This window comes from Bacillus sp. FSL K6-1005, from assembly GCF_038000225.1.
GTDB lineage: Bacteria > Bacillota > Bacilli > Bacillales > Bacillaceae > Bacillus > Bacillus mojavensis.
Genome location: NZ_JBBOBP010000001.1, coordinates 1,600,257 through 1,618,448, shown reverse-complemented (window position 1 = coordinate 1,618,448; position 18,192 = coordinate 1,600,257). Strand labels below are relative to the sequence as shown.

At 39.8% G+C, this 18,192-nt stretch carries 22 protein-coding genes and 1 pseudogene; 14 read left to right on the top strand and 9 right to left on the bottom strand.

All coding sequences use genetic code 11. The features are described 5' to 3' along the window. Nucleotides 1-358: 358 nt before the first annotated feature. The 4 genes from NST16_RS08455 to NST16_RS08440 all read right to left on the bottom strand — a co-directional run bounded on the left by NST16_RS08455 (nt 359) and on the right by NST16_RS08440 (nt 4,886). Nucleotides 359-2,779, bottom strand: a complete 2,421-nt coding sequence (locus tag NST16_RS08455; protein ID WP_340885657.1) for a peptidase G2 autoproteolytic cleavage domain-containing protein — start codon at nt 2,777-2,779, stop codon at nt 359-361. A gap of 488 nt (nt 2,780-3,267) precedes the next feature. Next, nucleotides 3,268-3,990: a YrpD family protein gene (locus NST16_RS08450; protein ID WP_340885654.1), complete on the bottom strand. Its 723-nt coding sequence runs from the start codon at nt 3,988-3,990 to the stop codon at nt 3,268-3,270. A gap of 310 nt (nt 3,991-4,300) precedes the next feature. Beyond that, entirely contained in the window at nt 4,301-4,504 is a 204-nt protein-coding gene (gene cotC / locus NST16_RS08445; protein WP_168747932.1) for a spore coat protein CotC, read from the bottom strand. Nucleotides 4,505-4,745: 241 nt separating this feature from the next. Continuing rightward, on the bottom strand, nt 4,746-4,886 hold the full coding sequence (locus NST16_RS08440; RefSeq protein WP_340885648.1) for a twin-arginine translocase TatA/TatE family subunit: 141 nt from the start codon (nt 4,884-4,886) through the stop codon (nt 4,746-4,748). A gap of 258 nt (nt 4,887-5,144) precedes the next feature. On the opposite strand from NST16_RS08440, the gene NST16_RS08435 reads away from it, so the two are divergent. Then, nucleotides 5,145-5,546 carry a hypothetical protein gene (locus NST16_RS08435; RefSeq protein WP_168749435.1) on the top strand — a complete coding sequence of 134 codons (402 nt, stop codon included), beginning with the start codon at nt 5,145-5,147 and terminating at the stop codon, nt 5,544-5,546. A 64-nt stretch (nt 5,547-5,610) separates the two neighbouring features. Here the strand turns inward: NST16_RS08435 and NST16_RS08430 are convergent. Beyond that, nucleotides 5,611-6,042, bottom strand: a pseudogene (locus tag NST16_RS08430) (SRPBCC family protein). A 188-nt stretch (nt 6,043-6,230) separates the two neighbouring features. On the opposite strand from NST16_RS08430, the gene NST16_RS08425 reads away from it, so the two are divergent. From NST16_RS08425 to NST16_RS08395, 7 genes are all read left to right on the top strand, one after another. Then, a complete protein-coding gene (locus NST16_RS08425; protein WP_010334393.1) occupies nt 6,231-6,500 on the top strand; it encodes a hypothetical protein in 270 nt (89 codons plus the stop codon). 26 nt (nt 6,501-6,526) lie between these two features. Further along, nucleotides 6,527-6,715 (top strand): hypothetical protein, encoded by a 189-nt coding sequence (locus NST16_RS08420; protein WP_010334394.1) that lies wholly within the window; start codon nt 6,527-6,529, stop codon nt 6,713-6,715. Between the two features lie 65 nt (nt 6,716-6,780). After that, the gene (locus NST16_RS08415; RefSeq protein ID WP_340885644.1) at nt 6,781-7,590 is read left to right on the top strand and encodes a hypothetical protein; all 810 of its coding nucleotides are present in this window, start codon (nt 6,781-6,783) and stop codon (nt 7,588-7,590) included. Beyond that, nucleotides 7,587-8,207 carry a DUF4166 domain-containing protein gene (locus tag NST16_RS08410; RefSeq protein WP_340888325.1) on the top strand — a complete coding sequence of 207 codons (621 nt, stop codon included), beginning with the start codon at nt 7,587-7,589 and terminating at the stop codon, nt 8,205-8,207. The genes NST16_RS08415 and NST16_RS08410 overlap by 4 nt, the downstream gene beginning before the upstream one ends. Then, nucleotides 8,201-9,829, top strand: a complete 1,629-nt coding sequence (locus tag NST16_RS08405; RefSeq protein ID WP_340885641.1) for a YndJ family protein — start codon at nt 8,201-8,203, stop codon at nt 9,827-9,829. Before NST16_RS08410 ends, NST16_RS08405 begins: the two co-directional genes overlap by 7 nt. 109 nt (nt 9,830-9,938) lie before the next feature. Further along, nucleotides 9,939-10,250 carry a hypothetical protein gene (locus NST16_RS08400; RefSeq protein WP_026014714.1) on the top strand — a complete coding sequence of 104 codons (312 nt, stop codon included), beginning with the start codon at nt 9,939-9,941 and terminating at the stop codon, nt 10,248-10,250. A gap of 227 nt (nt 10,251-10,477) precedes the next feature. Beyond that, nucleotides 10,478-11,236 carry a poly-gamma-glutamate hydrolase family protein gene (locus NST16_RS08395; protein ID WP_340885636.1) on the top strand — a complete coding sequence of 253 codons (759 nt, stop codon included), beginning with the start codon at nt 10,478-10,480 and terminating at the stop codon, nt 11,234-11,236. Nucleotides 11,237-11,258: 22 nt separating this feature from the next. Here the strand turns inward: NST16_RS08395 and NST16_RS08390 are convergent, their stop codons facing one another. The 3 genes from NST16_RS08390 to NST16_RS08380 are packed head-to-tail and all read right to left on the bottom strand — an operon-like array spanning nt 11,259 to nt 12,219. Then, a complete protein-coding gene (locus NST16_RS08390) occupies nt 11,259-11,711 on the bottom strand; it encodes a YndM family protein (protein ID WP_268451161.1) in 453 nt (150 codons plus the stop codon). Nucleotides 11,712-11,719: 8 nt separating this feature from the next. Further along, the gene (locus NST16_RS08385; RefSeq protein WP_340885632.1) at nt 11,720-12,019 is read right to left on the bottom strand and encodes a spore coat protein; all 300 of its coding nucleotides are present in this window, start codon (nt 12,017-12,019) and stop codon (nt 11,720-11,722) included. After that, nucleotides 12,016-12,219, bottom strand: a complete 204-nt coding sequence (locus NST16_RS08380) for a DUF892 family protein (RefSeq protein ID WP_340888323.1) — start codon at nt 12,217-12,219, stop codon at nt 12,016-12,018. The genes NST16_RS08385 and NST16_RS08380 overlap by 4 nt, the downstream gene beginning before the upstream one ends. 300 nt (nt 12,220-12,519) lie before the next feature. Here NST16_RS08380 and fosB point away from each other — a divergent pair, with 300 nt between their 5' ends. Both fosB and NST16_RS08370 read left to right on the top strand, forming a co-directional pair. Then, nucleotides 12,520-12,942 carry a metallothiol transferase FosB gene (gene fosB, locus NST16_RS08375; RefSeq protein ID WP_340885630.1) on the top strand — a complete coding sequence of 141 codons (423 nt, stop codon included), beginning with the start codon at nt 12,520-12,522 and terminating at the stop codon, nt 12,940-12,942. 81 nt (nt 12,943-13,023) lie between these two features. After that, the gene (locus tag NST16_RS08370) at nt 13,024-13,452 is read left to right on the top strand and encodes a hypothetical protein (protein ID WP_340885627.1); all 429 of its coding nucleotides are present in this window, start codon (nt 13,024-13,026) and stop codon (nt 13,450-13,452) included. Nucleotides 13,453-13,845: 393 nt separating this feature from the next. Here NST16_RS08370 and lexA read toward each other — a convergent pair whose 3' ends face one another. Next, a complete protein-coding gene (gene lexA, locus NST16_RS08365; RefSeq protein ID WP_010334405.1) occupies nt 13,846-14,463 on the bottom strand; it encodes a transcriptional repressor LexA in 618 nt (205 codons plus the stop codon). A gap of 155 nt (nt 14,464-14,618) precedes the next feature. On the opposite strand from lexA, the gene yneA reads away from it, so the two are divergent. The 4 genes from yneA (at nt 14,619) to tkt (ending at nt 18,076) form a co-directional block, all read left to right on the top strand. Continuing rightward, nucleotides 14,619-14,930, top strand: a complete 312-nt coding sequence (yneA, locus tag NST16_RS08360) for a cell division suppressor protein YneA (protein ID WP_168747943.1) — start codon at nt 14,619-14,621, stop codon at nt 14,928-14,930. Between the two features lie 17 nt (nt 14,931-14,947). Then, complete coding sequence (locus tag NST16_RS08355) at nt 14,948-15,601, top strand: YneB family resolvase-like protein (protein WP_010334407.1); 654 nt, start codon at nt 14,948-14,950, stop codon at nt 15,599-15,601. A 63-nt stretch (nt 15,602-15,664) separates the two neighbouring features. Next, nucleotides 15,665-15,898 carry a DUF896 domain-containing protein gene (locus tag NST16_RS08350; RefSeq protein WP_029441406.1) on the top strand — a complete coding sequence of 78 codons (234 nt, stop codon included), beginning with the start codon at nt 15,665-15,667 and terminating at the stop codon, nt 15,896-15,898. A 174-nt stretch (nt 15,899-16,072) separates the two neighbouring features. Next, the gene (gene tkt / locus NST16_RS08345; RefSeq protein WP_268451162.1) at nt 16,073-18,076 is read left to right on the top strand and encodes a transketolase; all 2,004 of its coding nucleotides are present in this window, start codon (nt 16,073-16,075) and stop codon (nt 18,074-18,076) included. Nucleotides 18,077-18,192: the final 116 nt, after the last annotated feature.

Below are 18,192 nucleotides of genomic sequence, written 5' to 3'. Positions count from 1 at the left end.
CGGATACATTCAACGTTGAAAATGAAATGTATAAAAAAGGTAAGTATCTTGTATTGGATAGTATCAGTGGAAGAAGGGAATAGGAACAAAACCTTAATTAGAATGCATGGAATCATTTTAATGCTCTAATTAGTTTTATGCGTACATGACAAGGATGTCTATAAAATTGTTGTATTTTAGTTTGTTACATATTTTGATTTCTATTGAAGTGGTCATGAAGCCCAAGTTTTCAAGAAAAATGAGCCTGAATCTTGGGCTATTATAGCTTGAAAAAGCTTGATATTAAACCAGCAGAAGATGAAAAAAACAGATATCATCTAATCTCTCACCAGTACAAAGAACTTGTCCCAGATAGGCACTATCTAATGATGGTGAGTGCGATGCCATACCCTTTTTTTGGAGTGTAAGCGGTAGTGATTTTCATTACTTTCCAGGTTCCTTCAGATGCTTTTGTTCCTATGCCATTACGCGCAGTAAGAAAGTCTCCTTGACTCACAGTTTCGTCAATACGTACATAATGCTGTCCCATCAGTCCAACCACATGCCATTCGTCCCTTACAGCTCGTGAATGATAAGCGGTCTCCAGCACTGTATCATATTCTGGATTTTGTTTTGGCACACGTATCAATTCACCGGTTTCCTTGTCGGTCATATCTTCATAAATGAATCCGCCAAACTCATTAGTCAAATAACGGTCCTGCCAGACGAAGCTGGATGCTCCTGAAATGAAAGCTGCTGTTTCCGAAATAACTCCAAGCATGTAATCTCCCACGTGGGCGGGCGCTATTTTTTCACCTCTTAAAGTTACGATTGTACCTGTATGGATTAACTGCCCAGTTGAACTCTCAAAATACTCTCCATATCCATTTAAGGAAGAACTGATCGCTCCTGCAAATGTCCCGTTTCCTCCAACTGAGTCAAGAAGCCATTTCAATGATTGATGGCCTCCTGCCACGGTGTAGGGTTCTTCCAGTATAATACTTTCAGAAGACAATATTGTTCTTGAAACATTGTTTCCTTTAATATGGGCATTGTTTGAAGAAGCGATTAATGCCCGAGAGCCTTCTGTGCTAGAGCCTCCGGAAGCGCCGATGACCGCATTTCTTTCTCCCTTCGCCGTAATGTCTCCGGTACCAGCGATAACTGCGCTCGTTTGGTTAAAGGCGAAGCCAGAGGTTGTTGCAAGCTGTGCGCCACCTTTTAAATTAATGGGTACATGCTGGTAGGTTTGACCTTTAATGGAGACTGCCGCACTATAACCTTCTGCCTGAACACCGAGAATAACGGTCTGGTTATTTGGAGACTGAATTCCGATTGCTCCGTTATCAGCAATCATTGTACCGTTTAGTATATTCACATTATAGAGACCGCCACCGATTGAAATTCCTTTTGGAGCAGATTGATAAATATCGAAGTTTGAAATTTTAATATAATCAGTCTTATTTGACCCGCCTGATAAATGAATATCAACACCGGCTTTTTTAAATCCGCGAATTTTTATACCGTTAAGGGTGATATTCTGACTGCGGTATTGCAATGCTACGACAGGATTTTCCTTATAGTCATAGTCGGGATCACCAATTGCTGTGAATCCGCTTACATTAACGTTTTTATATGCTGAAACAACTAGCGCTCTTGGCGTGACAGTTTCATAAAGAGAGTTGAACACCGGTTCAATTGCTGAACAATCAATAAGTGTGACATCATAAGCCGTTGTGCTTTCAGGATCTGTGGCTTGATGATGACCAATATGACGAAGATCAAATGCCCGGACATCACGATAAGAAACATGGCCGATGATATGGACATTTTGAGAGGCAGGCCACATTGCATGCGCTTTAACCTCTACTCCACGAATGTTTCCGCTTGTAAAGTTATTCAAAAGCCACACATGCTTAGACCCATCGTCGATTTCTATACCGTTGGAGTTGGATACACCCTCTGCAAACTCCGTTCCTCGCGGATTACCGGAATGGCAATTTGAAATAAAGATGTATTCACTATAATGGGTAGTAATGCCGTCATCTCCTGAACCATATGCCACACAGTTATCAATCCAAATATATTTTGAGCCGTCTTTAGTCCAGTCGGTATCAGGTAAATGATCGTACGTTGGGGATGTAATATCAATACCGTGAAGGCCTGCGTTAATGGCTTCCACATCTCTAATCCATCCATATTCAACTTTAGCAAAAGTTAAACAGCTGGAGAATTGACCACCAGGATTTTTCACACCGCATTGTCTATTTGGATTCCAGTCTAATGACATTCCTTTAACAAAAATATTTCGGTTCCCATTTTGGTAATCATCATTTGTGATTACCCATTCATGAGCGGGAGTGTCTTCATGAAGTTTAATTACGGTAATTCCTTTACCTTGCCCTACAATTGTTGTCCAGGACGGAAGTTTAATCCCTTGAACCAGATATTCGCCGGCAGGAACATATACTTTGACGCGGCCATTCCCGATTGCTTTTCGAAAAGCTTCTGTATTGTCTCGTCCATCGGGAACAGCTCCGAAGTCTTCCACATTTACTTCCCGCGTGATTTTGCTTAAAAGCTTATGGTATTCTTTGTCAAGACGTTCTTTTAAAAGAGAGGTGATCTCTCCTTCAGCCATGACCCGAGCGTCAGTAACTTCGACGTTTTGTTCTGTTACAGAATGCTTAATAAGATTTTGCATTCTCGTCTTGAGATGTTCAATGTCAGATGTATACTCCGGGTGTGACTCAGATTTGGCGTTTAGAGTAGGATCAGGGTAGTTATTAAAGTGAACCATTCTAAAGACACCTCTTTCTTTTAATATAAGCGCAGTTATCAGTATTGCAGTTAAAGTTTACTGTAGCACCTTTTGCGCTTATCTTTCCAATTCTGTATTTGTAGCTAGAATTCCTTTTAAATCCATTAGTTTTCAAGAAATGTAAGTCATGAACAAGAAATCAGATGGAAAGTAGGAGGTTACTTATGTCTATAAAACCAGTGGCTCAGATTCCTACGCTTATGGAACCCCAACTCCTTAACAGACTTGAATACACTTTACCTATTCGGTTTATATTTCCCATCTGCATTTTCAACATTTTAATAGCTTTTGAGTTAAACAAGAAATTTTTAATTAACAAATCTTAGATCGTAAGGAGAAATTGCGGTAAATGAGGACATCATTATTGGAGTGATCATTTTAGTCAGTGTAAGTTAATGTGGATTTATTTTTCAGGTTATACAATAAAAAAAGGCCGCCGGCATTGCCAGCGGCCTTTTGATGCTTCTTTATTTATTAACAGAAATCGTAACGTTATTTCCAGAAGGGAGGACTTTTGCAAAATCCTGTGTATCTACGACAGGTGTCACTGCTTTATTGTCGATTGTAATATTGTTAAAAGTTGTTGAAAAAGTTGCTTTAATGGCAGAGCGCTGGCTTTCAGTTGAAACCGCAGCGGTGGCAAGTGTTTTCCATTTCGATAGAGTGCCAATGTTCGTTCCTTGGATTTCCATGATAATACGTCCGGTATAGCCATCATTGTTCGTTCCCCAGAGGGTCATGCGAGTATTCCCGTTCAAGTTTTTGTAGATCGTCATTTGCACTGTGCTTCCGGGACGAAACCCTTTATTGTAAGTGAATTTCTCTTTTCCTTCGATATATGTTTCATCATTTTTAGAACCGACTTTCATGAGCGGTTTCCATACGTTGTATTGTTTGCTGTACTGAAGACCAATATCTGCTTCAGTTCCGTTTTTTGCGCTAAAGCCTGAATAAATATAAGGGGTAGAGACAGAGTCTTGGATGTTCACTGTGTCGGGAAGCTTAATTTTAGCCGTGAAAACAGCGCCTGTGCTGTTCAGGTAGGCGCGTCCGCCGATTCCCTTAGGCAGCTGGGAAGCCGCTTTTGCTACTTGAGTGTCTGCTCCTGGAAGACCTGGAACACCTGAAGAAATGGTTCCGAAAAGAATAGATGTTCCTACTGCACCTGCAATCAATACTTTTTTCAACAAAATTCCCCCTTTTAAAAGTGGTTTCGCAATTATTATACCTTATTTTGGAACTTCTTTTATTAAGATAAATCGACAAAATCGTTAAAATCTCATGTTTATGAATGGGTTATGTTTATAAATTGACACCATAGATCTATAATAAAACTAATTAAACTATGTACTAAATATTCAATTTTTATTAAAAAATCGGCATTAAGGAGCAAATAACATTAGACCTATGATTCATATAGACATTGAAGCTTAGTTTTTTCTGCAAAAAAACCCCCGGCCATTGACCGGGGAAGCAAAATTGAGGAGATTAAATGGAGTATTAGCAGTGTTTCTTACGTTTTTTATACTCTACAACGTAGTCATAGTCTTTTTTGTCGTGATCATAATGTTTTTTGTCATAATCACAGTAATAATCTTTTTTGTCATGGTGATCAGAATATTTTTTGTCATAGTCGTAATACTTCTTGTAATACGTTTTTTTAACCGTATAATACTCTTCTTTATATTTTTTGAAATAACCCATAAATACCCCTCCTTTTATGATCATACGCTTTATTATATGGAAGTTAGATTTTACGGATTGGACAGTTTAAATCACAAACTCAAAAAAGGGCTGTCCAAAAAAAATTGAGGGTAATCAGAGGAAAACTGAGGGATCGCGCAGAAACAAATCAATATAAAAAGCCGATGTTCATCGGCCGCCAAATCATTTTATCTTACATTTGCTTGTCTTCTTTGTGTTCTGAACCACTATTTCTTATGTCTTAAGTCAATCCGCTGGTCGCTTTTTTAAATTCTGTTAAGGCTTTTCCAGCGGCCCGGCCAAGCGCAGGCAGCTTATCAGGACCAAACACTAAAAAGCCTACAAATAAAATAACTAACATTTTTGTGACGCTTAATTCCATGATATTTTTCCTCCTCCTGTTTGAAGTACAACCTTACTAACAAATTATAAAAGATGGCGGTTCAAATGAGAATACGTCTGTTTTGAATGTTTTGTAAACAAAGGCGAATGGAGAATGATGTGGTTTCTTCAGGAAAAAATGCTGATGATAAAAACGTATGAAGCTTCCAATGCCTTACACATACCTGCGATTTTATTTAAAGGGGGTGATACAAATATAACTGTAACTTGCTATGATTATCATAAGGGAGAGATCGTAATGAAGAGATTCAACAAGCTAATAGGATACCTGTCTGTTTTCATGTTCGCTGCGGTTTTTCCATTATCGGCACATGCAGAAAAAGCGGGAACTACTGGAGCCGGAGAGTGGGATAAGCTTGGAACTTACACCTATACTTATTCAAGTCCGACGGTATACTCGAGCGGAGGCGATTTTAGAGTTTGTCTTTCAGGAAGTACACCTTTCTCTGTATCGCTGCACCTATATGAGGATGATCCTGGTGACAACCCCGATGAATATGTGGGCTCTAATTATTTTTCACCCGGAGAATGTCATACCTTTAGCAGTATAGGAAAATTTGTAGATGGAAGCAATAACAAGGCAGAATTCTTTGTTACTGATTACTCTGGTAAATCAAAAACAGTGACGTTTTACGATTGATTTGAGAGATACAGTACAGGGAATATAAGTTTGTCAGAGTAAAAGAGAGAGGGACTCTCTCTTTTTATACTGTATGAGGAGTGAAATATCTCACTCTTGAACCGCCATGCGAAGGATTCACCATGCCTGTCCAGCAGTCATCCATCTTATCCCGAGCTTTACCAATCATTTCGTTCGGCTTTTTCCATCCGCTGAGGATGAGAGTAAATTCTGTTTTTTCCCTATGTCTGTTAATTGAAATGTAGCAATTCATCCAGCGGTATCCCATTCAAAAGAAAGCTCGCCGGGGGCATGAACCGTCCAAACTTTGCAAGGAGATGGTCCAAATGGTGTGTAAGCGAAATTTATATCCTTCCTGCAGCTGAAAATCATTCGGCATAATCCACTTGGCTATGCCGAATGAAGTTGAGACTGTCTCCTAAATGTTTTGAATAGGCCCCTCTAATGTTATATGTTTCGTAATATCCCATAATGTATTCTCTTGATATCCATATATTTCTCCTCATTATTCAATTTAGACTTTCACGCAAATTTTATATCATCTAACGAAATCATATCCATAGTGTGTATAAATGATGCTGAACCTGTTGTCGGCAAGTGTTTCAATAGATAAATTCCACGATTAAAATTGAATTGAGTATCCTTTTATTGTTATATTGATTGATGAAAGGCAGTGGAAGTCTCATGCGAAAATACGAAAATACAGCAAGAGAGTGGAAAGTATATATTATCATCTTTTCATTCTTCATTATTTGTGTGGCTGCAATAGGCTTTTTTGAACAAAGATTTCTTTTAAATCAATTAGCATGGCGGGTATTTGATGCACTGATCAGCGTTGTGTTATTTGCCAATGTGCTGTTTTTCTGGAGAAAAAGGAAGAGCATAGCATATATTTCAGGCATTTTGGCTGTTGTTAATGTAATTTTGCTGATATCTCTGCTTTTTCTAACTTGATGAGATTGTAAATAGGAGGGTTCTGCATGCTCGGTAAAATTAAAGCGGCCATTGATAATAGTCCGGGAAAACCGGCCAAAATTGCAGTTAATGAAAGCGCATTTCAGCAGCTAAAAGAAGAGATGCGTTTTGTTTGCGTTTCCAAACCTAAAACCATTATGGGGATACCTGTGGAGGTTTCAGATGATGTAGAAGGCTTTGAACTCAGATTTTAGTGATAACATATTTTTATCCTATCTATATGAATATAGGAACTTCTTGAAAAGAAGGGGGGAGGGCTGTGAAACAGAAGCCGATTTATGTAGAAATCGAGATGACATCTGACCTGGACAAGCTTTGGGAATATACGCAAAACCCATCGCTACATAAGGAATGGAATCTGCGGTTTTCTGACATTACGTATTTGCATAGAGGCGTAAATGAACCGCAGAGGTTTCTTTACGAGACAAGAATTGGCTTTGGATTAAAGGTGTCAGGTGCTGGGGAAACCGCGGGAACGAAGTTGCATTCCTCTCAAAGAGTATCCTCCCTGGTCTTTTCCTCCAACCATCCGTTATCCCTGATTAAAAAAGGCAGCGGGTATTGGAAATACATACAGCATGATAACGGGAAGCTTACCTTTATGACGCAGTATCAATATGAAACGGCATATGGCTTTCTGGGAAGATGGATTGACCGTTTATTATTTCGGCCGCTGATGGGCTGGGCAACAGCATGGAGTTTTGATTCATTGGGACTTTGGATTGAACAAAATAAACATCCGAAACAATTGATCCGTTATGCGTTTGTCTATATGCTGACGTGCTTGTTTTTTAGTCTGTTTTGGTTTTACCACGGATTTGCAGATCGTGAAACGAACAACATGGCAAGAGCAGCGATAATAGTTTTGGGCATTTTATGGCTGAGTCCATTAAAGAGAAAATGGATACTTCATGCTGTGCAGGCCTGTATCTTTGCTGTCTACGCTTTTCTGGATGCCGGAATATGTTCTTTATTATTAAGTGTGGTTACTGCGGCAAGCGGCTTGATCAGTCTCCGGCTTCCAAGCGCTCGGCATACGGAACGAAAAAAGAAAGAAGTGAAATGGTGAGTTCAATGTATAAAAAAACAATTATAAATTATCATCTATTACATCCCAAGCTGCAGAAACGTTATCAATTAGACCGGTCACATACATTCAGCGGAAGAGGAACGATGTCAGAAATAAGCGGAGGTTCTTTTTTGGTCAGAATGCTGCTGAAGTGCGGGGTGTTTTTTAGATGTTTCTTTTCAGAGAGAGGAAAGGACATCCCTTTTACAATTAAAAATAGAACATGTCTTACGGAGCAAGAACATACGGGGGTTGAATGGAATCGGACTTTTGTCTTTAAAGATAAGAAGCGTTTCTTTGATGCAGTTATGGTATACGACGAAAGTGAAAAACGAATACTTGATTTTTTCGGCCAACCTCATATTTTGCTGTCCGTTTTAACTTTTGAAGCACTCTCTGACGGGTCTCTCCACATTACATCAGGAAAGCAATGGCTATTAATATGCGGGAAAAGGATTCCTTTGCCAAAATGGCTGAGCGGTAATTCCACTGTTTGCGAAACGTTTGATGAAAGCAACAACTGCTTCACGATTCAAGTTCATGTGGAAAATGCAATTCTTGGCACTCTTTTTTATTATAAAGGGACATTTCAGGAAACAGAGGGAGAAGTATGTTAAAACGACACGGCATCATTCATGCGCTTTGTTTCATCTGGTTTCTTGCATCTGAAGCTCCCGACATATCAGTTGCGGAGGCACTTGTCTTGTTTTCCATTCTCTTTTTTGTGCCGGGAATTTTTCCTTTTGTTTTTTATCAATCGGTTCACAGGTCTATTCGATCTTTGGAAAAATTATTGATGCACATCTATCCTGCAGCAGCTGTTTTCGCGGTATTAGCCCTTGTGACAGATGTAGGGTATTTTGCACTGATCTGGTGGATATACACTGCTTTGTTGGCTCTGTATGGTATGTTACGGCTTTCGAAAACAAAAATACATAGAATAGAGGAAACATCTATCTTATGTGGACTCGTTTATTTGGGAGGAGGGGGATTTTGGTTTTTTGCCTATGCTGCACATTTACAAATCCTGCACTTCGGTCCTCTCATTATTTTGCTCACAGCTGTTCATTTTCACTATTCTGCTTTTCTTATCCCGATCTTTAATGGTTTACTTGGCAGAGTCCATAGAGAAAAACGGGTTATGTACGGTTGGGGGACATGGATTATTTTACTGTCGCCGCTCCTTATCGCACTCGGAATAACATACTCAAAAACACTTGATATCTTGGCGGTTGGTATCTATATGGCGGCACTTTATCTCAACTCATACTTAATATTTAAGACAGCTTTTCGCAGTAAGACAGGCAAAGTGCTTATCCGAATGTCTTCTCTCGTTTTAATGATAACGATCTGTTTCTCTTTGGTTTACTCGTTCGGTGTATTTCGGCAAGAAGTCACGCTGACCATCAGCCAAATGATTTGGATACACGGTGTCGTGAACGCATTCGGTGTCATTTTGCCGGCTCTAGCAGGATGGAGAAAAGAAAATCCTCAGCCCTCGGATGCGAGTGCCAAGGTTTTCAGCCGAATATACGGAAAGAGAACAATCGGAAAGAACTTTTTGCACAACATTCACGCTGAGAATAACATTCAATATAGCGGACTTGTGGATGATATGAGAAGCCTTCGTTCAAACGATTTTTCACCGGAGCATTTGAAACTGTTGATTGTTTCTTTTTATGAACAGACGAAAGATTATGAGGTAAAAGCAAAAGTGACGTGGAGCACTTGGTTTCAGCCCTTTGCGAAAATGTATGAATACATCAGCAAAAGAACCGGACAAATACACCTGTCAACGAACCCTGACTGGTATAGGATGCACAGTACAATAAAAGGTGTCCATTCAAAAAAAGACGGAAGAAAAAAGGTGCGTGCCTGGATCAGAACAAATGAAAAAAACGAAACTATTTTCACCGCGCTGTATTCTGTATATCGCTCAAAAGGAGAGGGGTACATGAATATTTCTCTGCCGCTTCCTTTCAGTAACATGACAGGCGTTTTAAAGCCTTATCATCACAAAGAGAACCTGATTCTGACCAGCAGGCGGAGAAAAAGCGGTGCTGGGGATGAAGGAATTTATCTTAGAACAAGAATCGGGACATGCCCGCTTCCATTATCTGAAACCTTTCTTATAAAAGCTCCGTGTGCAAGCAGGTTAACAGCTGTTCACGAAATGTGGCTGTTTGGGATTCAATTTCTAACTGTTAATTATGAAATTACATATTGCCCGTCCAAATGAAGAATATAAAACAAAGACAAGCGTTCATCTGACAGTTGCTCGTCCGGCAAACAATGGACCGACGCATTTTAATTCTGCACCTCATACAGACGGGGAAGGAAGGGTTTTTATGTTGTATATCAGTTTATTTCTGATTGTATGGCTGGCTGCGGGATTTGCAGTGGGGATGAAGCAAGTTTATGTCGATCAGCTGTTTGATAAAGATGTGATCGAAAGGCTTGAAAAAGAAGCAGGTGACCATGATCTTGTTGTCCGTTTTATCAAACACCGTTTCGTTTATATTGCAGCAGTTACTTTAAGCGGGTTTATTGCTGTTTACAGTGAAATAAAAGCCATTCCGCAAAAGCGGAGTATAAGAAAAATTGAAAAAGACATTAATAAGCTGAACAAAGTAAGGAAACGCGGGAATAACAGAAAGTAAAAGGTGCACAAGCCAGCAGGCGGGTGCATTTTTTTATTTAATGGAAAGCCGGTGCGATCTTACTTTTTTGCTAAAGAGTATAAATTCATAAATGTGAAGAACAGCGCCCGGGCTAATGGTATATAATATTGTGAATTTAACAAAAATTTAACAAGGAGGACGAGATAATTCGTGCAAAAGCCTCAAAGAATCCAGCATCCTGTGTTTTTGGTTTTGAGGCGGAGTAGATGAAACCGGCCAAAGTATCCCTGCTCCGCCGTTTGCTCCATTCCTTGAAGCATGTTGATTGTAACATAGTCAAACGTTTTCCATCAACTTTAAAAAATGTAAAATCGTTGTTAATTTTTTTGTTGTTTGTTCCGGTTTCTTCGGTATGTGCAGAGGATATCTATCAGAATTTCGAGGAATTAAAGAATAACGAAGATCCTTCTGATTACAGCATTGTCACAAAAGAAATCGGCAGCCCTGTGCTTGTTTTAGCTATTCACGGGGGAGGTATTGAAGGCGGCACAAGTGAATTAGCGAGAGAGCTCAGCCAACAGTATTCCATGTATTTGTTTGAAGGTTTGAAGACGTCTGGAAATTCAGTGCTGCATATAACAAGCACACATTTTGATGAACCTCAGGCACTGAAACTTGTAGCAAGTCATGAGTATGTCATTTCATTGCATGGGTATGCAGGAGAGGACCAACAGATACAAATCGGCGGAACAGACCGATCAAGAGCGGCAGAATTGGTTTCAGAACTGCAGAAAGCCGGTTTTCCAGCTGAATTGCTTGGTACGGATCATCCGCATGCAGGCGTAAGTCCAAACAATATAGCGAATAAATCAAAAACCGGTTTGAGCATCCAGTTAGAGATGAGTACAGGTTTTAGAGAATCTTTGTTTGGCATCTTTTCTTTAAAAAGCAGATCCACGACTCAAAATGAAAGGTTTTATGATTTTACGGAAGTGTTGACCCATTTTATGCAAAACAGTTATTAAAATAAGGAGGCTTTGCGCCTCCTTATTTTTCATCCTTCTGATCAGGGGCTTCAGGGAACAATTCATCTGATGCCTCGGTTTGATATTGCAAAGTGTTATCTTTAGCAGTCAGTTCGTTTCTGAATGTTTCATCCAACACATTTTTCAGCAAATACCGGTGAAAAAAATATTCAAAAACAGTCAGGCAGACAGAAGCAATAAGAGCAGCTGCAAACGGCGAGAAACCGTTTCTCGTTTGCGTTTCAAGAAAGACCCAAAGAATAACGAGTGAAAGCCCGAAGTCAGCCAGTGAAGCTGTCACATTGCTGGTTCTCGGCAAGATCAGGATGTCACCGGAAAGGTATGTTACAAAGCTTAAGAAAAATGCTATAAACAGCACACTTAAGAAGGAAGCATGGTAAACTCTATCCAAAATCACATACAATAGGGCAAGAGTTAAAGCTGTTTTAGAAGCAAGAGCGATAATATGTTTCATTTGATCACCTATATTTGAGGCAAATCTTTAGCGGTATCTGCAGCCTCAAGATCGACACTTATTTGCTGAGTTAAATCTTTAGAATGATAAAAACCCTTTGCAACCATATAAAGATAAATTTGTTCATGGGTATTAATCGCGTCATGTAAATATTGCTGCAGCGTTTCTCTGACTTCTGGGGAAGAAGATTCTGTGATGGCAGCTGCAATATTCCTTACGCCTGTCTTTGCCGATATTAAAAAATCCGTTGCGATTACTTGTTCGGTCATGCTGCCCATTCCGGCTAATTTTTGAAAGAACTCATTCACGCTTGTTCACCTCTCACTGACAGCAATTCCTGCAAACGTGCAACCTGCTGTTTCGTTTTTTGAGCATCCTGTTCAAGAATACTCTTTAATTCTTCATCTTGTACAAGTCCCGTCATGGTTGAAGATTTTGTCAAACAAAGATGTTTAAACGTAAGCAATTCGTGCAATTCTAACGTTTCATGAAGGCCGTAGTTATTCATCACGGTCATTCCCTTCTTAAGTAATATGGTTTATTTTGAGCAAATTGCTTTTGTTTACACTGGTATTTTTTGCTGTTGAATTGAAACTTTCTGACTGGAGCGCCCGTACATAAGGGTGGGGATGAGCGTCTGAAAATAAAAATCCAGCTTTCAATCTTTTGAAATGGGCTGAGTAAAAATTTGAAGAATTATACGCTTTTACTAAAAAAACGTCTTTATCACAATAACTGTATTGCATTATTGAAAGTCCCATATTTAAGTTTTTAAACAGCTATCTATAAATACTGAGGAGGAGACACAGTGGAGATCAAAGGGATCAATCACTTGTTATTTTCTGTTTCTGATTTACTGACATCCATCGAGTTTTATCAAAATGTCTTTGATGCTAAATTGTTGGCCAAAGGAAGGAGCACTGCATATTTTGATTTAAACGGCATATGGCTGGCTCTCAACGAAGAGCGTGACATTCCCAGAAATGACATTAAGGCTTCATATACCCATATCGCTTTTACAATTGAGGAAAGTAAGTTTGAAGAAATGTCCGCAAAATTAAAAGATCTTCAAGTTACTATTTTGCCTGGGAGAGAACGAGATGAGCGTGATCGAAAATCAATTTATTTCACCGATCCTGACGGCCATAAATTTGAATTCCATACAGGAAATCTTCAAGACAGACTTCGATATTATAAGCAAGCTAAAACCCATATGGATTTTTCTGATTGAAAAAGTACGGGAAACTGAGCAACAGAGGATATACATATTTATCTTTTGGGGGTAATATATGGTAGAGGAGGGGGATTGCATTTGAGATATAAAATCTTGCTGATGACAGCTGTTTTGCTAAGTGTTTTTGGAACCGGGACGATTCATGCAGCAACTTTACATTATGAATATAAAACCGATTTCATTCTAAATGATGAAACAAAAGCGCTTTATGTAGAAAACATTGGTGATATACCGGCAATTGACTATTTTTTAGGGTACCAGTTTACGATACGAGGAGTGAATACTTGTTCAGTTGACATTAAGCTTCAGCGAATGGGACTTACAGGTAATTACACTACGTTAACCGCCAAACAATTCACCGGTAATTGGTTTGATTTTAGCGCTCAAGATAAGGTTTCCATTGAACCGTATCATCGGTATCGAATAGTAGCTGAAGAACATTCCCCAAACTGTGGAAGTGTTCATGTAAAAGGGCGCTATGGTGTAGAATATTTTACTTTTGATTGATGCTCACATTTATTGAAAAGCAGTGAGCTTTTTTTGTGGAATAAATTAACTAAATAAACTATGTACTAAATATTCAATATATTCTTTTTGATCTCGCTCATGATAAAAGAGCAGAGTATAACTAATCTTTTCACGTCCAAGATCGAAACATTTATAAGATAGGAACGACTACATTTTTAAACAATATTTTTTAAAGAAAAAGTTTCGTTAAGGAAAGAAAATTTCTTGACTTCAACAATTAAATGATGGATAATTATGGTGTAAACATGATGTTCTTTTTCCTCCTATTCAGGTTCGCACCTAAGCCAGGGCGAACCTGCTTTTTTTTAAAACAAAACCCCCACTCCGTAAAGGGAGAGGGGGTTTATTCTTTGTACCTGATAGTTTGATAGTTTAATGGACAGTTCTGAACACACCAATTACTTTTCCTAATATGCTGACATTCTGCAGTATAATCGGAGCCATGGTTGGATTTTCAGGCTGTAGGCGAATGTGTGTATCCTCTTTATAGAAACGTTTTACCGTAGCTTCATCATCTTCTGTCATCGCCACTACGATTTCACCGTTATTCGCCGTGTTTTGCTGTTTTACAATAACATAGTCCTTATCAAGTATACCTGCGTCAATCATACTGTCTCCCATAATCTCCAGCATAAACACATGCTCATCCGGAGGAACCATACGGTCAGGAAGCGGGAAGTATTCTTCAATGTTTTCAACCGCTGTAATAGGTGATCCGGCCGTTACTTTTCCGATTACCGGTACATTAACGACTTGGCTCTTTGGAATCTCTACTTCTTCATCCAGAATTTCTATCGCTCTTGGTTTTGTCGGATCGCGTCTAATCAGTCCTTTTGTTTCCAAACGGGCCAAATGGCCGTGGACAGTTGAACTGGACGCAAGGCCGACAGCCTCTCCGATCTCTCTAACGGAAGGCGGATATCCTTTTGATTTAACCTCTGCTTTAATAAAACGGAGGATATCAAGTTGCCTTTTTGAAAGCTTCGTCATTTTTTGCACCTCTAAACGTCGATTTTAAGTAGATTATAGCATGATTTTCCTGACAGTACAAACATAGGTTCGAAAAAACAATTGACAGAAACGTTTGTTCGTATATACTGAAATTATAAAAATACGAACAAACATTCTTGTTGGAGGTTGTTATCATGAGTAAAGAATCTATTATTTTTGTCGGCCTGTTCACTGTGATTCTAAGCGTGGTTATCCTTCTGTTGTCATATACAAGCAGCGACCAGGAGCTTAACCAGTATGTTAAAATAAAAGTTCAGCAGGGGGATACGCTGTGGTCGCTTGCCGACCAGGTGGCTGACTCAAAAAAGATAAATAAAAGTGATTTTATTGAATGGGTAGCTGAAAAAAATAATCTTCAGCCGTCTGAACTTCAGCCGGGAGATGAATTGGTGATTCCATTAAAAAAGGAACATCCGGCTGCATACGAACTGGCTACTGTTAAATAGAGAGGAAAGGTAGAAAGGTGAAAGCACTCATTTATGCCCGCGTAAGCACAAATAAAGAACAGCAAGAAACCTCATTAAAGCGGCAGGAGGAGGAGCTTACGGCCATTGCGGCTGAGAACGGCATAGAAGTCGTCAAAGTGATTTCTGAAAAAGCCAGCGGATATGAAATGGACCGGGATGGTGTATTTGATTTGCTTGATCATATCAAGAACTCAAATATTGATGTGATTTTAGTTCAGGATGAAACAAGACTCGGCCGGGGAAACGCGAAAATTGCACTTCTTCATTGTATTTACAGGGAAGGAGTGAAAGTATTTACGACAGCTCACAGAGGTGAACTTGAGTTATCGGAGGCTGACTCTATGGTGCTGGAAATCGTCAGTATTGTGGAGGAATACCAGAGAAAAATTCACAACATGAAAATTAAACGCGGAATGAAACGCGCAGTAAAAAATGGTTTTAAGCCTCAAAAGAACCTGAAAAACCAGCATGAAAACAGCGGAAAAGATAGAATAGAAGTTCCGATCTCGGAGATTGTCCGGTTGAGAGCGAATAAACTGACGTTTGCTGAAATCGCGGCTACGTTGAGAGGTTTTGGCTATGATGTGTCAAAGGCGACAGTCCATCGGCGTTTTCAAGAATACATAGAGAATGAGCAGACAGGCGAGTGAATCAGTTGTAAAACTCCTCGTGTTTTAGTAGTATATACACAAAATGCAATAAAGGAGTTTATCATGATTTCAAACGAAAAAATTGCCAGAATCAATGAACTTGCCGCAAAAGCTAAAGCTGGCGTTATCACAGAAGAAGAAAAAGCCGAGCAGCAAAAGCTCCGTCAAGAATACCTAAAAGGATTTCGTTCTTCTATGAAAAACACATTAAAAAGTGTAAAAATCATTGATCCTGAAGGCAATGACGTAACACCTGAAAAGTTAAAAAGAGAAAAAAAAAATAACAGACTCCATTAATATAAGAGGAATACGGCAATATCGTATTCCTCTTTTGTATATACTACAAACAGCAGGGCTATCTTCAGGTGACAAAATTCATCAAGTTTCTCTCAAATTTAAGCTGAAACAGTTGAGAAAAAGTCGTCAGACATTTATGATGAAAGGGTACAACATATAAGGAAGGGGATTTTTATGGATACAATTGAAAAGAAATCAGTTGCTACCATTCGCACACTATCAATAGACGCTATTGAAAAAGCAAACTCTGGTCACCCTGGCATGCCTATGGGGGCAGCGCCAATGGCATATACGCTATGGACAAAATTTATGAATGTAAATCCGGCAAACCCTGGGTGGTTTAACCGCGACCGTTTTGTTTTATCTGCGGGACACGGATCAGCACTTTTATACAGCATGCTTCATTTAAGCGGGTATGATCTCAGTATTGAAGATCTTAAGGGATTCCGTCAGTGGGGCAGCAAAACACCGGGACATCCGGAATTCGGACATACAGCCGGTGTTGATGCAACAACAGGGCCGCTTGGGCAAGGAATCGCAATGGCGGTCGGAATGGCTATTGCAGAACGCCATTTAGCCGAAACTTACAACCGTGATTCATTCAATGTAGTCGATCACTATACATACAGCATTTGCGGTGACGGTGATTTAATGGAAGGTATTTCTTCTGAAGCCGCTTCTCTTGCAGGCCATCTTCAGCTTGGCCGTCTCATCGTATTATACGATTCAAATGACATCTCATTGGATGGAGATCTGGATCGTTCATTCTCTGAAAACGTAAAACAGCGTTTTGAGGCGATGAACTGGGAAGTTCTTTACGTTGAGGATGGAAACAATATTGAAGAATTATCTGCCGCAATTGAAAAAGCACGCCAAAACGACAAGAAACCTACATTAATTGAAGTGAAAACGACAATTGGTTTCGGTTCCCCTAACCGTGCCGGCACTTCCGGTGTTCACGGTGCTCCGCTTGGCAAAGAAGAAAGTAAATTAACAAAAGAAGCTTATGCATGGACGTATGAAGAAGATTTCTACGTTCCGTCAGAAGTATATGAGCATTTCGCAAAAACAGTAAAAGAATCCGGCGAGAAAAAGGAACAGGAATGGAATGACCAATTCGCTAAATATAAAGAAATTTATCCGGAACTCGCTCAACAGCTTGAACTGGCTATCAAAGGAGAACTTCCGAAAGACTGGGATCAAGAGGTGCCTGTTTATGAAAAAGGAAGCAGTCTGGCATCCCGTGCCTCTTCAGGTGAGGTTCTAAACGGTCTTGCGAATAAAATTCCGTTCTTTGTCGGTGGTTCTGCAGACTTAGCAGGGTCAAACAAAACGACGATTAAAAATTCCGGTGATTATACAGCGCTTGATTACTCAGGCAAAAATTTCTGGTTTGGTGTTCGTGAATTTGCTATGGGTGCAGCCTTAAACGGTATGGCGCTTCATGGCGGACTTCGTGTATTCGGCGGAACATTCTTTGTCTTCTCTGATTACTTGCGTCCGGCGATTCGCCTTGCAGCCTTAATGGGTCTTCCTGTGACATATGTCTTTACTCACGACAGTATCGCGGTCGGTGAAGATGGGCCGACTCATGAGCCGGTTGAGCAGCTTGCTTCTTTACGCGCAATGCCTAACCTTTCTTTAATTCGCCCTGCAGACGGTAATGAGACAGCAGCGGCATGGAAGCTTGCGGTACAGAGCACAGATCATCCAACGGCACTCGTATTGACACGCCAAAACCTTCCTACAATCGACCAAACAGCTGAAGAGGCATTGGCTGGTGTAGAAAAGGGTGCTTATGTTGTTTCTAAGTCTAAAAACGAAACACCGGACGCTCTTCTTATCGCGACGGGCTCAGAGGTTGGTCTGGCAATTGAAGCACAGGCTGAATTGGCGAAAGAAAATATTGATGTTTCTGTCGTCAGCATGCCTTCAGTAGATCGTTTTGAGAAACAATCTGATGAATACAAAAACTCCGTGCTTCCGTCAGATGTGAGAAAACGTCTTGCGATTGAAATGGGCGCATCATTTGGCTGGGGTAAATACACAGGGCTTGAAGGAGACGTGCTCGGCATTGACAAATTCGGTGCCTCCGCTCCTGGCGAAACGATCATCAATGAATACGGCTTCTCAGTTGCAAACGTTGTGGATCGAGTTAAAGCATTAATCAATAAATAAGGTTTTCAAAGGGGATGAGTCAAATCATCCTCTTTTTCTTGTTTATCCGACAAAAATAGTATTGGCTGATTAACAGTAATAGACAATTCTTTCTTCTCTTCTTTTGTATAATAGAA

Coding starts and splice junctions, on each gene's coding strand:
- NST16_RS08380 (WP_340888323.1), bottom strand. CDS start 12,219: ATGAATAACTACGGCCTTCATGAAACGTTAGAATTGCACGAATTGCTT.
- NST16_RS08390 (WP_268451161.1), bottom strand. CDS start 11,711: ATGAAACATATTATCGCTCTTGCTTCTAAAACAGCTTTAACTCTTGCC.
- NST16_RS08455 (WP_340885657.1), bottom strand. CDS start 2,779: ATGGTTCACTTTAATAACTACCCTGATCCTACTCTAAACGCCAAATCT.
- yneA (WP_168747943.1), top strand. CDS start 14,619: ATGAGTAAAGAATCTATTATTTTTGTCGGCCTGTTCACTGTGATTCTA.
- NST16_RS08350 (WP_029441406.1), top strand. CDS start 15,665: ATGATTTCAAACGAAAAAATTGCCAGAATCAATGAACTTGCCGCAAAA.
- tkt (WP_268451162.1), top strand. CDS start 16,073: ATGGATACAATTGAAAAGAAATCAGTTGCTACCATTCGCACACTATCA.
- NST16_RS08395 (WP_340885636.1), top strand. CDS start 10,478: ATGAAACCGGCCAAAGTATCCCTGCTCCGCCGTTTGCTCCATTCCTTG.
- NST16_RS08420 (WP_010334394.1), top strand. CDS start 6,527: ATGCTCGGTAAAATTAAAGCGGCCATTGATAATAGTCCGGGAAAACCG.
- cotC (WP_168747932.1), bottom strand. CDS start 4,504: ATGGGTTATTTCAAAAAATATAAAGAAGAGTATTATACGGTTAAAAAA.
- NST16_RS08440 (WP_340885648.1), bottom strand. CDS start 4,886: ATGGAATTAAGCGTCACAAAAATGTTAGTTATTTTATTTGTAGGCTTT.
- NST16_RS08435 (WP_168749435.1), top strand. CDS start 5,145: ATGAAGAGATTCAACAAGCTAATAGGATACCTGTCTGTTTTCATGTTC.
- NST16_RS08425 (WP_010334393.1), top strand. CDS start 6,231: ATGCGAAAATACGAAAATACAGCAAGAGAGTGGAAAGTATATATTATC.
- NST16_RS08400 (WP_026014714.1), top strand. CDS start 9,939: ATGTTGTATATCAGTTTATTTCTGATTGTATGGCTGGCTGCGGGATTT.
- NST16_RS08405 (WP_340885641.1), top strand. CDS start 8,201: ATGTTAAAACGACACGGCATCATTCATGCGCTTTGTTTCATCTGGTTT.
- lexA (WP_010334405.1), bottom strand. CDS start 14,463: ATGACGAAGCTTTCAAAAAGGCAACTTGATATCCTCCGTTTTATTAAA.